Here is a 14,304-nt window from a genome sequence, read left to right as displayed (position 1 = left end):
ACGCTAAAATGAGTAATAAAAAATGACATATTCAGTAGTTATCATCGAAGATGAGCTCGAAGTTGCACAACTTCTTGCTCAATACCTGCTTTTACCGAATGGGGTTGCGGGGAATCAAACTGCCCGACAAAGCTTGCGTCAAGGTCAGTATCAAGTAGTTGGTATTGCAGCAAACTTAAGTACAGCTACCGCGCTATTACAGGCGATAGAGCCCGATTTGATCTTACTTGATATCCATCTACCAGATGGCAATGGCCTTGAGTTATTAACAGACTTGCGTCGGCGCTCAATTAAAAGCGAAGTGATGCTACTGACTGCCGCCAAAGAAGTCGAAACTCTTGAAAAGGCAATGCAGTTAGGGGCGTGTGATTTTTTGGTTAAACCTTTGATGCTTAATCGACTTGATCAGGCGTTAGCGCGATTTGAGTCACGCCAGCAGTGTTTGTCTGATGCTAACGAGGTGACCCAATCTATGGTCGACACTTTATTTGGCTCAAGCGAACAAAGTAAAGCACCGGTTAGACTGCCGAAAGGGGTTGATCAGCTTACTTTAAAAAAGATTATTGATGCATTTAAAGAGCACAAAAAAACGCCTTTTACAGCACAGCAAATGGGCGATCTTGTAGGAGTAAGTCGCTCAACTGCACGCCGTTACTTAGAATATTTACTAGAGGCAGAGCAAGTCAGTGCCGACCAAAGCTATGGCAGCATAGGTCGGCCAGAGCGCTGTTATAAAATGGCTTAGTTATCTGGCAAAGCGCTTAAGTCTACCTCAGGCGCTTGACCAACTGGGCGTTCAAATTCACTGTGTAATTTAGTTGGGCCTGTAAAAAAGCCAGTGTTGCGTAAGTAAAAACCTGCGTTTTCAGTGCCTCCTTGATAATCCATTCTCGATTGCTTGGCAGCCGTTGCATCATAAGTAAATTGTGCTTTATCAAGAGAGTGCCATTGGCCTTGAGTATCTCTGAGCCACTGATTACTGTATAACGCTTTGCGCTCGAATTGCCCTGCATCAGGGATGAAGTTTTCTAAGAAGCTGTGTGGCCTTGCCACATATGTATCTGTACTAGGGCGTCTAAATGAAGCAATGAACAGCCACTTTGCGGCGATAGGGTCATAAAAATATGCGCTGTAGTCGGTATGATTAGCAAGGTTTTCAGTCGGATTTACTTTCAATAAAAAGCGGTAGGTTTGTTCTGCTTGCCAAGGGAATACTAAATAGCTTTGCCCGCCAGAACCTTCATTACCAAACTTACCGGTATACACATCATGCCCTTTAGCTAATTGCTGAATGCGCATTTCCACAGGAATAGCAGCTGGATCATCGGTCTGAAAAGGACTCCATAGTGAAAATAATACACGGCGTTCAGTGTCAGAGTTTACTTGCATACCAAAGTAACCCTCAGCAAAACCATTGGCCATAAAATACGAGCCTTGATGATCATACCCTTTTGGTACGCTCAGCTCTGAATAGAACCATTGATAGTTTTTAGTCTTGTCAGGTATGGGATAGTTTAAATGCACGGAAGGCCCGCGACGACCCCAATAAATATCATCTTTTACATATAAAGGCGCCGCCGACTCTTTATCTAGCGTGACAATAAGACCTTGAATATCAGCAAAGGTGTCAGCTGTTTTAGCGATACCGGTAAGTTGCAATTGTTGGTATCCGATTTGATCTGGCAGAAACTCGCCAAGATCGATATCTTGAAATTGCTGATTAGTGAGCGTAATTAACTGACTCTGTTGATTAAAGTCGACTTTAAGCTGGCTGCGATCGCCTGCAACTTTTACGCGCAACTTTAAATTAAAAGCCGCTTTTGTTGGCAGGTAAAAGTAGTGATTAACTGGTATTGTAGAGTCTTGCCAGTGCGTGATCCCCACATCACTAATCAGTTTTTTATTTGCTGCGATACTATGGCTAGTAGCACTATTGCCATAACTGGGAATAAAGTAATCCGTGGTTTGGTTTGCCACTGCAAATGGCGAAAATGAAGTCCATAATAATGAACCAATAAATAGTAAAACTCTCATAGTGAGCTCCATAAAAAGCGCCGACAAACGGCGCTAATATAAGAGGGTATACCCAAGCCTCCTTAAGATGTGAATTCTGCATCTTGAGGTGGTGTGGGTATAAGCTTAAAATGATGCTGAAAAGCCAAGGCTAATCGAGCGACCATAGCGCGCTAAGCGACGAATTTGTTCTTCTGTTTTTACGTATGACCACTGTCTTTCATTGGTTAAGTTGGTTACGCTTAAATCAACTCGCACTTTCTCAGTGATATTGTAACTGGCACTGAAATCGTATTGGCCGTAGTCTGCCGCCCATTCTGGTCCGCCCCATGCATCAGGATAGACTAAGTAGTCGTCGCGCCAGTTATAAGCAATACGGGTTTGATAATCACCTTTTTCATAATAAATAACCGCGTTATACGAGTGCTCAGACATCCCCACAAATGGCAGATCATTTAGCTCTTCGTCGTCATAGCTGCTGTCTGTGAAAGTATAGTTTATTTGTACACCTAGGCCATCGAATGGTGCTGGAAGTATTTCGTCAAAAGACTGCTGATAAGCTGTTTCAAAGCCTAAAATTGTTGCGCCTTTTTCCGATGTAGGTGAGATTTTTGTAAAAATTGGGCCTTCTACAGCCACTCCATCTTTAAAATAATTACCCACTTGCGCAGTGCCTACTCGGCCGCGGGCAATCACTGATTCGATGTCTTTATAGTAGGCTGCAAAGGTTAGTGCACCATAGTCAGAGAAATACCATTCAATCGTCGTATCTATTTGATTGGCTCTTAGTGGCTTAATACCCGGGTTTGAGGCATGGTATTCGGCATTATTAAAATCTAAGTAGCTATAAGGCGATAGATAATCTAAGTTTGGGCGTGTGATTACTTTAGCCGCACTAAAACGATAGAGTAAGTCATCACGTAGATGCAATTTAAAGTTTAAGCTCGGTAGTACGTCTGTGTAGCTTTCTTCAGTGGTAGAGCGGGTGTAATAATCTTCAATTTCACCCTCAACGCGATAGCTTAATGCGCCATCTTTTTCGGTTATATTGTAACGAACATTATCAACATCAAAGATGTAACCATCTGATGTGACATCGGTTTGTATTACACGGACGCCCATGTTTAGTGCAAAAGGCAGTTTAGCAATATCGCCTTGTAGATTTGCTTCAACAAAAGCCGCTAAGGTTTGCTCAGTAAGGGCGAATGAATCCTTTGGGCTGTTCTTTGCGACAATTTTATCTTGCGCCGCTTGTGGATTAATTGATTCATAAAAAGCATACAGTTTGTCGTAATTAAAGCTTGCCCATGGATCCGGATGTTTACCAGGCTCACCATCTAAGAAGTTATCAAAGTTAGCTGGCACGAGTACATCTGCTGGTAAACGAAATAGGTTTAAGCCGCCTAGCTCTTCAACACTTGAGTCGTCAAAACTGTCGTATTCTGAGTTTTTAAAATAAGCGCCACCATTACTGAACATTGATGCGTTTTTTGATTTATAAACACTGCGTTCTTTGGTTTGTTTGCCGTAATGAACGCCAAATTGAATATCTTTCACTAGTTCAAAAGAGGGAATATAGGTTGCTGCTAAGCGCACCTCTTCTATTTGGTCTTTCACATCGGTGCCTGAATTGTAGCTGTAATGCGCACCAAAAGGTTGTGCTGCACTCAGTGCTGGGGTCATGGTCACATCTGGCAGCATATTACTACCGGTTTGGTCGATAGTGATACCATCAACAAAACCACGTGCAACAATAAAACGATTGTTACCATTGCTGACATTTTTAGCTTGTGACTGTGAAATATCTAAATCAACCGTTAAGCTCTCTGTGGCATACCAAACCGTATTAAAACCCCATTGCCAAGTATCTGTATTACGTGGCACAGACACATTTAACAGCTCAGCCATTGCGCCATCAACTAGTTCTACATAATTAGCATTACCATCTTCATTGAACTTTACTTCACCGATAGCGGGGATCCCCGGTGTCCAAGATTCATCATAGGTTACAAATGAAATTTGATATTGCTCACCATTGGTTTCGTATTGTGAGTACATGCTGTCAAAGTTAACATCTATACTATCTGACGGGCGCCATTGCAGCGCTAAGCTTGCACCCAGTCGCTCACGCGTATCCTGCCAATTTGAATAACGTACATAGCCTGGAATAATCGATGGGTATGATTGCTCATTATCTTCAAGCTTGCCGTTACCGTTACTATCGATTGGGATACGTACATCAACATTCTCGTCTGGATCATAAAAACCTTCACCTTCATAAGAGTCTTCACGCTGTGTACGTTCAGAATATACCGCTGTAAACAGCGCTCCAAAGGTATTATCAAAAAAGGTATCACTAATTAAAAACGAAGCTTGTGGATTGGTGTCGCCAGTACGTTCTTCATAAATGCCTTTGGCACTGCCTGATAAAGTGAAACCATCTAAATCCAAAGGTTTGCGGGTTTTGATATTGATAACTGAGCCAATGCCGCCTTCTTGTGTTTTACTTTGTGGGGATTTGTATACTTCGAGGGATTGGACTATTTCGGGGGCGATTAAATCAAAATTAAAGTTACGGCTAGAATGCTCTGATGCCATGCGTCGGCCATTAACGGTGGTAACGTTGTAGTCACCACCTAAACCTCGCACGGTAACATTTTGGCCCTCGCCGCCGTTACGCGTAATTGCAATCCCCGTCATCCGTTGCAATGCCTCGGCAATGTTTTGGTCGGGAAACTTACCGATATCTTCAGCAACGATAGCATCCATAACCCCCACAGCTTGTTGTTTTAAATACAGGGATTCTTTAATACTCGAGCGAACACCTCTAACTTCAATTACTTCGACTTCTTTTTCTTTTTTTTTGTCTTCATCAGCTGCCAGCGAGGTGCCACTGAAGATGGCGCTCATAGACAAAAACAGTGTGGACAGTTTTAGTTGTGCTTTCATAATAGTTACCTGTATTTTACTTGTTGATGGTTGTTTTTTATTGAGTTATTGCCACGCGTGTTGAGTGTATTTTTCTCCAACACGCGTGAGGTTAATTACGAAATAATGCCAAGTGGTTTTGCTTGCTGCCAAAGACCACGGGTGAAATCTGGGAAGTCTTTGCTGTTACTTCTATCGGCTACAGAATCAACAGATAGCGGGAAAACAGCTGACCATGCGGCTGCGTCATACACATCTTGATCAAGTGGTTCGCCATTGCGTAGGCAAAAAATAATCCGCCAAAACATCAAGAAGTCCATGCCACCATGGCCGCCGTTGCGTTCAGCCTCAGCGCCCATTTTTTGCCAGAGCGGATGATCGTATTTGTTATACCAATCAGCCATGTCGTAATCCCACTCGTGATAGCTTTTACTGCCACCTTGCTCAAGTGCGATCCTATTTGGAAAGCCAGCAAACACACCGTTAGTGCCTTGAATTAAGTTATGACGAGAATAAGGACGTGGGGTGGTGGTATCGTGTTGCACCATAATGCTGCGACCTTTAACCGTTTTAATAATGCTGGTATTCATATCACCCGCAATATAGTTAAGTTTGTTGCGGCTATGATCTGCGGGGAATTCTTTTTTAGCGTAGGCTGCACGGCCTAATGATGGCGAGCTCATCGAGCTTATATAGTCAAAACGATCGCCACGATTGATATTCATGTATTGTGAAACAGGGCCTAAGCCATGAGTTGGGTATAAATTACCATTAACTGCTGCATGCCATGGTGTACGCCAAGAACCTGTTTTATGGTCAATTTCTTTCATTTGCCAGCGTAGCTCATGGATATATGCTGCTTCACCATGCAACAATTCACCAAAAACGCCTTGGCGAACCATATTAAGAACCATTAATTCGTCGCGTCCGTAGCAAACATTTTCCAACATCATGCAGTTTTTCTGAGTTCGCTCAGAGGTGTTTACTAGTTGCCATGCCTCTTCTACAGTCACTGCTGCTGGTACTTCAACAAAAGCATGCTTGCCGCTTTCCATGGTATCGACAGCCATCGGCGTATGCCACTGCCATGGTGTTGAAATAATAACAATATCAATATCTTGGCGTTCTAGCATACGGCGGTAATCGTGATCGTTTTTGCCATAGGTGTCTGGTTTTTTAAAACCTTTATCAACAACAATCTTCACGGCCCTGTCTACAACGGCCTGATGGATATCACAAATTGCTTTAATTTCAACGCCATCGAGATGACAAAAATGCTTAACAGCACCAACACCACGTTCACCCACGCCAATAAAACCAACCCTTACTACGTCCATTTTTGGCACAGTTAAGCCAAGGGTTGAACGTCCTTGTTGTGCGGTTCTTAATATTGATTTGGAATTGGTGGTAGAAGCACAACCCAAAGCCGCGCTGGTTGCTGCAATTGCGGCCATTGATTGTAAAAATCGTCTACGGTTGAGATCGCCCATAACATTGCCCTTATTGTTTATTATTTGTAAATTTGTTTTCGCAGGCTTTTATTTGTACACACAACAAAATGTCAATGCAAGATAAAAATCTTTCGTTTGCTTTCATTTTTAAGGGTGTTGTTTTTATTTTTTATTTTAAAGTCTTTATTTACAGTGGCTTAATTGCGTTTTTTAATGTTTAAAGATAAATGTAAAAAAATTGAATTGAAAGTAAACGAAAGCTGCGTACAATGAATGAAAGTTAACAATGAAAGAGAGCGGACATGCTTAACACTATCGAAAGGCGTCATGAGATTGTGCAATTGGTCTACAAACAAGAGCGGGTGCAGGTTCCTGAGTTGGCTCAGTTGTTTGGTGTTTCAACGGTAACTATCCGTAACGACTTAAATGAGTTGGATGAAAAAGGATTGTTGGTACGGTCCCGTGGTGGTGCAGTTGCCAGTAATCGCTTAACTCAAGAATTATCATTAAAAGAAAAACACGATGCAAATCGCGGTATTAAAGAGCGCTTAGGTAAATTTGCGGCGAGTCTAATTAAGGATGGTGAATCGATTATTTTAGACTCAGGGACAACAACTGAAGAAGTCGCTAAAAATCTAACCAGCCACCACGGCGTAGTTGTGATGACCAATGGCTTAAATGTGGCGCACTCACTACTTAATGCGCCATCGGTTGAAGTGTTAATGACTGGTGGCACGCTACGTAAAAAATCACTGTCATTTTATGGCCGCCAAGCTGAACAGCACTTACAACAATATCACTTTGATAAGTTAATTTTGGGTGTTGATGGCTTTGAAAAAGATATTGGTATTACAACGCACTTTGAGCTTGAAGCTCTGCTAAATCGGGTGATGTGTGAAGTATCGCGAGAGATCATAGTAGTAACAGATTCTAGTAAATTTAATCGTAAAGGCGTGCATAAAATTATTGCCGCCAGTGAAATAAACGTACTGGTTACAGACAGTGGAATTCCAGCAGAGATAAAAACCGCGCTCGAAGATGCAGGTGTGCGGTTACATATTCTCGATCTTTAACTTTCATAACTAAACAAAGATTATCTAACGAAGAGGCTTGCAATGACGATATTACAGCAATTAATCGCAGCGAATAAACGCGGCGAAAAACAGGGTATTTATGCCGTTTGTTCCGCTCATCCATTGGTGCTAGAAGCTGCCATATTGCAAGCCAAACAAGATAATAGTTATTTATTAATCGAAGCAACCGCTAATCAGGTCAATCAGTTTGGTGGTTATACGGGTATGTTACCTGCTGATTTTATGGCATTTATTGAACAGCTTGCGACAAAGCAAGAGTTTGCAATTGATAAGCTGCTCCTTGGCGGTGACCATTTAGGCCCTGTGTGTTGGTGTGATGAAAGCGCTGAATCGGCGATGCAAAAAGCTGAGCAGTTGATCGCCAGTTATGTTGGTGCAGGATTCAAAAAAATTCACTTAGACACCAGTATGCGCTGCGCCGATGATGAATTAATTTTAGCAGATGAAACAGTTGCAACACGTGCGGCGCAGTTGTGTGCAGTGGCTGAACAAACAGCATTAGATACCTTTGGCCGCAGTGACTTAGTTTATGTTATTGGTACTGAGGTGCCGCCGCCCGGTGGTGCCGATGAGCAAATAGATACGCTTGCAGTCACAGAAACTGACCATGTTGCTAGTACATTGGCATTGCATCACGATGCATTTTTACAGCAGGGGTTATCATCGGCATGGCAGCGAGTAGTTGGCTTGGTTGTACAGCCAGGTGTGGAATTCGATAACACGCAAGTATTTGATTATGATAGCGCTAAAGCGCAACGGCTAAAGCAATATATAAAGGCCGTTGATGGCATTGCCTTTGAAGCACATTCAACTGATTATCAAACGCCCATCGCGTATCAACAATTAGTAAATGATCATTTTGCGATTTTAAAAGTGGGCCCAGAGCTTACCTTTGCTTTGCGTGAGGCATTATTTGCATTAAGCCATATTGAAGATGCGCTAATAGACACTGAGCAATGTTCACATATACGCACTGTTATTGATGCTGATATGCAGCAGTTTCCGAAAAATTGGCAGCGTTTTTATCAAGTTGATAAATCAGTGCAGCAACTTTATCGTCGCTTTAGTTTTAGTGACCGAATCCGTTATTACTGGGGACAACAAGGCAATCAAGCTGCCGTTGATAAGCTATTTAGTAATTTACAAAAACAACCGATACCACTGCCGTTACTAAGCCAATATATGCCATTGCAGTATCTTGCAGTGCGAAATAACACCCTGCAAAACAGCCCTAAATCTTTGGTACTTCATCACATAATGCAAGTAACCAGTCGCTACGCAGATGCGTGTTTTAAACAACAATAGACGTAAGTGAGGTAGTAATGTCTAGTTATTTAGCAATTGATGAAACCCTTTTAGAAGCTAAAAATAGTTTATGGACTGCAAAAGAAATTATGCAGCAGCCCGATTGTTGGCGAGCAACGCTCAGTATTGTAAAAGCTGCACGAGCGCAGCTAGATAGTTGGCTTGCGGGCGTATTAGATAAGCCAAATGCGCAAATAATTTTTACCGGTGCCGGTACCTCAGCTTATGTTGGTGAGGCGGTTGTTGGTTACTTGAATCAACAATTGGATATTGCTTGTCGAAGTGTTAGTAGCACAGAGCTTGTTGCCTGCCCAGAGCAGTATTTACAGCCAAATAAGTCAACTTTATTAGTGTCATTTGCACGCTCTGGCAATAGTCCTGAAAGTGTTGCCGCTGTTGATGTAGTGAATAACTATGTAAAACACTGCGCGCATCTATTTATTACTTGTAACCCCGATGGAGCACTGCATAAACAAGTAGCGCAAGATGAAAACTATTTCTCGTTATTGATGCCTACGCAAACACTTGATCACAGCTTCGCTATGACCAGTAGTTTTACCTCAATGTTGGTGGCAAGTGTGGCAATATTTAGTGATGCAGATAACGCTGTTTTAACTATTGCAGAAGCGGTTGAAAAAAATATTGCTGGTAAATTAGCTGAACTAAAAACATTGGCTGAACTGCCTATGCATCGCTTAGTGTATTTAGGCGCAGGATCCTTAAAAGGCTATGCGCAAGAATCAGCATTAAAATTATTAGAATTAAGTGCGGGTCAAGTTATGGGGTATTTTGAATCCCCGCTTGGTTTTCGTCACGGCCCAAAATCATTGGTTGATGATAAAACCTTAATTGTTTTATTTGGCTCAACTAATACCTATACCAAGCAGTACGATATTGATTTGTTGAATGAGTTACGTCGCGATAATAAAGCTATTGATGTTCACGCCTTGACGCTGCCAGATGACGCGGTGATGCAGCAATTAGACGATGTATTTAATGGCTTATATTATATGGTCTGCGCGCAAATAATGTCGTTCTATAAAGCGTGGCAACTAGGCATTACAGTAGATAACCCATGCCCAACTGGTGAAGTAAACAGAGTGGTGCAAGGGGTGACGATTTACCCGCTAAAACAAGGTGATATTAATGACTAAGCAGTATATTTATGGCATTGATATTGGCGGTAGTAAAATTGAACTTGCTGTATTTGACGCTTCATTAAAGCAACTTGAATCATGGCGCATTGCGACTCCGCAAAATAGTTATCAAGACTTTCTAAATGCGTTAGTAGGTATGATTTTAAGTGCCGATCATAAATATCAATGTCACGGTGCGGTCGGTATTGGTATGCCTGGCATTGTTAATGCGAACCAACAAGTACTGTCGGCTAACGTGCCTCATGCGACCGGTAAAAATGCCGCGCAAGATTTAGCTCAGTTAATAAATCGCCCGGTTGCGATCGAAAACGATTGCCGCTGTTTTGCACTCTCAGAAGCGCGCAGCAGCGTTGGTTTGCAACATACTCGGGTGTTCGGTGCAATTCTTGGTACTGGTGCGGGTGGTGGGCTGTGTATTGATGGTCAATTGTATAAAAGCGCCCAGGGAATTGCAGGTGAATACGGTCATTACGCACTTTCTGCAGTGTTACAGCAGAAGTACCAGTTACCTATTTTAAAATGTGGCTGTGGTTTAACAGGGTGCATTGAAAGTTATATTGCAGGCCCTGGCTTGGCGAGAATTTACCAGCACTTTTCTGGCGAAGTATTAACTACTTTTGAAATTGTTGAAGGGTTGAGAAAAGGCGACGTATTTTGCCAACAAAGCTTTGCCTGTTATTTGGATTTAATTGGCAGTACTTTTGCGGCAATTATTATGGCCTATGACCCTGAGGTGATTGTAGTTGGTGGCGGTATGTCTTTAGTTGATGAACTAATGAGCAAGCTTGAAGAGGCAATCGTACCGTATGTATTTGCTGATATTCGGGTGCCAAAAATAGTACTTGCTGAATTTGGCGATGCCAGTGGCGCTCGCGGTGCCGCTATTTTGGCCAAAGAACAAGTGGGAGCGCTGGCATGATTGGATCCGTTTTTTACGTCAAAGCTGATGTAATTTATTGTCAAGAACGAGTACTTAAAAATCACTTCATGTTAGTTGAAAATGGCATTATTAGTCACTTTACGCAAAACCCTAAAGCCGGTGTGCCTATTGATGATTATGGTAATGCTGCAATTATTCCAGGCTTAATTGATTTACACATTCATGGTCGCGAAGGTTGTGATGTGATTGATTGTAAAATGAGTAGTATTGAAACGATTTCATGCTCACTTGCAGAGCATGGAGTAACAGGCTTTTTAGCAACGACAGTGACCACCGATTGGCAACAAACACTTAATGCTATGAGTGTAATTGGTCAGGCATACACGCAGCAACCTAGCGGTGCACAGGTGCTAGGTGGCTATAGTGAGGGCCTGTTTTTTAGTGAAGTTCATAAAGGTGCGCACAATCAAGATTACTTTTTAGAGCTATCACAGTCGCATTTAGAAGCGATGATTAATGCAGCCAATGGCAGCTTAAAAGTGGTTGCGTTGGCGCCAGAAAAGCCCGGAGCCAATGCGTTAATCAAGTTTCTTACCGAGCAAGGTATTAGAGTGATGTTGGGGCATTGTGATGCCAATTATGAACAAACTCAAAGCGCGCTTGAGCATGGCGCATGTGGTGGGGTGCATGTTTTTAATGGGATGCGTGGCATTCATCATCGTGATCCAGGTTGTGCCGGCGCGGTATTGATGAATGATGACGCATTTGTTGAAGTGATTGCAGATGGTGTACATCTTCATCCTACAATTTTAAAGCTGATCTATAAGCTAAAAGGTCCACAAAAAATCGCTTTGATCAGTGATTGTATCAATGCCGGTGGACTAAATGATGGTGAGTATAAATTGGGTAAAATGGATGTTGTTGTGCAACAAGGTGTGGCGAGAACTGCCTCCGGCTCGTTAGCTGGCAGCACTTTAACGCTTGAGCAAGCAGTTAAAAACATGCATCAGCTAGGCAGTGTTGCGTTACTTGAAGCCATCAATATGGCCAGTATTGTACCTGCGCAATTTTTAAATATTGCAGATGAAGTAGGCTCTTTAGCAACCACTAAACACGCAAACTTTGCTATTTTAGATAGCAATTTTACTATTCAAGCGACCTATGTAAAAGGTCAAAGGTGCTTTTTGAGAACCGCTAATAATGGCTAAAGTGTTCAGTCACTAGCGTTAAAGACCATAGAAAGTAAAATATTATAAAATTGATTGCATTTTAAGCGACATGTATGGTGATGTTCGCTATAAGTAATGCTATACTCCCGCCGAATAATTTTTCGACTTTATTAAGAGTAAAATAATGGCAGATTTATCGAAGTACAGAAACATTGGTATTTTCGCGCACGTTGATGCGGGTAAAACCACGACTACTGAGCGTATCCTAAAGCTTACTGGTCAAATCCATAAAACTGGTGAGGTTCATGATGGTGAATCAACAACTGACTTCATGGAACAAGAAGCTGAGCGCGGTATTACTATCCAGTCTGCGGCTGTAAGCTGTTTCTGGAAAGATCACCGTTTTAACGTTATCGATACTCCTGGACACGTTGACTTCACAGTTGAAGTATACCGTTCATTAAAAGTACTTGATGGCGGCATCGGTGTATTCTGTGGTTCTGGTGGTGTTGAGCCACAATCAGAAACTAACTGGCGTTATGCTAACGATTCAGAAGTTGCGCGTGTTATTTTCGTAAATAAATTAGACCGTATGGGTGCTGATTTTTACCGTGTAACAGAGCAAGTACGTAAAGTACTTGGCGCAAATCCACTAATCATGACGTTACCAATCGGTATCGAAGATGAGTTCTGTGGTGTTGTTGATGTTTTAACTAAAAAAGCATACATCTGGGATGATTCAGGTCTTCCAGAGAACTACACAATTGAAGATGTTCCAGCAGACATGGTAGACAAAGTTGATGAATACTATGAAATGCTTGTTGAAACTGCTGTAGAGCAAGACGACGAACTACTTGAAGCGTATATGGAAGGTGAAGCACCTTCTCTTGAAGATCTTAAGCGTTGTATCCGTAAAGGTACTCGTGACCTTGCTTTCTTCCCTACATACTGTGGTTCTGCTTTCAAGAACAAAGGTATGCAATTGGTACTTGACGCTGTTGTTGATTACTTGCCATCTCCTACAGAAGTTGATCCTCAACCGCTTATGGATGAAGAAGGTAACGAAAACGGCGAGTTTGCAGTTGTATCTGTAGATGAACCATTTAAAGCGTTAGCGTTCAAAATCATGGATGACCGCTTTGGTGCATTAACGTTCGTACGTATTTACTCAGGTAAACTTAACAAGGGTGACACTATCCTTAACGCGTTTACAGGTAAAACTGAGCGTGTTGGCCGTATGGTTGAGATGCAAGCAAACGATCGTAACGAATTAACTAGCGCACAAGCTGGTGACATCATTGCAATCGTAGGTATGAAAAACGTGCAAACTGGTCACACTCTATGTGATCCTAAGCACCCAGTAACACTTGAGCCAATGGTATTCCCAACTCCAGTAATCTCGATTGCTGTACAGCCTAAAGATAAGGGCGGTAATGAGAAAATGGGTGTTGCTATCGGTAAAATGGTTGCAGAAGATCCATCTTTCCAAGTTGAGACTGATGAAGATTCAGGCGAAACTATCCTTAAAGGTATGGGTGAGCTGCACTTAGATATCAAAGTAGATATCCTTAAACGTACTTACGGCGTAGACCTTATTGTTGGTCAACCACAGGTTGCTTACCGTGAAACTATCACTAAAGAAGTTGAAGATAGCTACACGCATAAGAAACAATCTGGTGGTTCTGGTCAGTTCGGTAAAATCGACTACCGTATCAAGCCAGGCGAAGTTGCTTCAGGCTTCACGTTTAAATCATCAGTTGTTGGTGGTAACGTACCGAAAGAATTCTGGCCTGCAGTTGAGAAAGGCTTTAAGTCAATGATGACTCAAGGTGTTCTAGCTGGTTTCCCAGTACTTGACGTTGAAGTTGAGCTTATCGACGGTGGCTTCCACGCCGTGGATTCATCTGCAATCGCATTCGAAATCGCTGCTAAAGGCGCTTTCCGCCAATCGATCCCTAAAGCGGGCGCACAACTTCTTGAGCCAATCATGAAAGTTGACGTGTTCACGCCAGAAGATCACGTTGGTGATGTAATCGGTGACCTTAACCGTCGTCGTGGTATGTTGAGCAACCAAGAAGCTGGTTTAACAGGCGTTCGTATTAAAGCTGACGTGCCGTTATCAGAAATGTTCGGTTACATCGGTTCATTACGTACAATGACATCAGGTCGTGGTCAGTTCTCTATGGAGTTCTCACACTATGCACCATGTCCACAAAACGTAGCTGAAACTGTAATCGCTGCAGAAAAAGAGAAAAAAGCTGCTAAGTAATTAGCCTTTAAACTCTTAAAAAAAACCCGCACCTGTTG

The 14,304-nt window shown here is 42.3% G+C and carries 10 protein-coding genes; 7 read left to right on the top strand and 3 right to left on the bottom strand.

All coding sequences use genetic code 11. From position 1 onward, the window contains the following. The first annotated feature begins 22 nt into the window (after window positions 1-22). Entirely contained in the window at window positions 23-745 is a 723-nt protein-coding gene (locus tag H5201_RS00540; RefSeq protein ID WP_149982231.1) for a response regulator, read from the top strand. On the opposite strand, the gene H5201_RS00535 is transcribed toward H5201_RS00540, so the two are convergent. From H5201_RS00535 to H5201_RS00525, 3 genes are all read right to left on the bottom strand, one after another. After that, window positions 742-2,034: a DUF3472 domain-containing protein gene (locus H5201_RS00535; protein WP_182783460.1), complete on the bottom strand. Its 1,293-nt coding sequence runs from the start codon at window positions 2,032-2,034 to the stop codon at window positions 742-744. The two genes, H5201_RS00540 and H5201_RS00535, sit on opposite strands and share 4 nt — an antisense overlap. Before the next feature lie 105 nt (window positions 2,035-2,139). After that, the gene (locus H5201_RS00530; protein ID WP_182783458.1) at window positions 2,140-4,962 is read right to left on the bottom strand and encodes a TonB-dependent receptor; all 2,823 of its coding nucleotides are present in this window, start codon (window positions 4,960-4,962) and stop codon (window positions 2,140-2,142) included. 95 nt (window positions 4,963-5,057) lie between these two features. Then, on the bottom strand, window positions 5,058-6,431 hold the full coding sequence (locus H5201_RS00525; RefSeq protein ID WP_182783456.1) for a Gfo/Idh/MocA family protein: 1,374 nt from the start codon (window positions 6,429-6,431) through the stop codon (window positions 5,058-5,060). A gap of 263 nt (window positions 6,432-6,694) precedes the next feature. On the opposite strand from H5201_RS00525, the gene agaR reads away from it, so the two are divergent. From agaR to fusA, 6 genes are all read left to right on the top strand, one after another. Then, entirely contained in the window at window positions 6,695-7,465 is a 771-nt protein-coding gene (agaR, locus tag H5201_RS00520) for a transcriptional repressor AgaR (RefSeq protein WP_145240083.1), read from the top strand. Window positions 7,466-7,507: 42 nt separating this feature from the next. Then, window positions 7,508-8,791, top strand: coding sequence for a D-tagatose-bisphosphate aldolase, class II, non-catalytic subunit (locus H5201_RS00515; RefSeq protein ID WP_182783454.1), 1,284 nt, complete (start codon window positions 7,508-7,510; stop codon window positions 8,789-8,791). A 17-nt stretch (window positions 8,792-8,808) separates the two neighbouring features. Continuing rightward, window positions 8,809-9,945 carry an SIS domain-containing protein gene (locus H5201_RS00510; protein ID WP_145240078.1) on the top strand — a complete coding sequence of 379 codons (1,137 nt, stop codon included), beginning with the start codon at window positions 8,809-8,811 and terminating at the stop codon, window positions 9,943-9,945. Then, a complete protein-coding gene (locus tag H5201_RS00505) occupies window positions 9,938-10,867 on the top strand; it encodes an ROK family protein (protein ID WP_145240076.1) in 930 nt (309 codons plus the stop codon). The genes H5201_RS00510 and H5201_RS00505 overlap by 8 nt, the downstream gene beginning before the upstream one ends. Next, window positions 10,864-12,036, top strand: coding sequence for an N-acetylglucosamine-6-phosphate deacetylase (gene nagA / locus H5201_RS00500; protein ID WP_182783452.1), 1,173 nt, complete (start codon window positions 10,864-10,866; stop codon window positions 12,034-12,036). Before H5201_RS00505 ends, nagA begins: the two co-directional genes overlap by 4 nt. Before the next feature lie 145 nt (window positions 12,037-12,181). Continuing rightward, window positions 12,182-14,266: an elongation factor G gene (gene fusA, locus H5201_RS00495; protein WP_182757892.1), complete on the top strand. Its 2,085-nt coding sequence runs from the start codon at window positions 12,182-12,184 to the stop codon at window positions 14,264-14,266. Window positions 14,267-14,304 lie beyond the last annotated feature (38 nt).

The organism is Pseudoalteromonas sp. SG43-6, assembly GCF_014164365.1.
Classification (GTDB): Bacteria; Pseudomonadota; Gammaproteobacteria; order Enterobacterales; family Alteromonadaceae; genus Pseudoalteromonas; species Pseudoalteromonas rhizosphaerae.
Note: the sequence above shows the minus strand (reverse complement) of the source record. Positions and strands in the feature narration are given on the sequence as shown.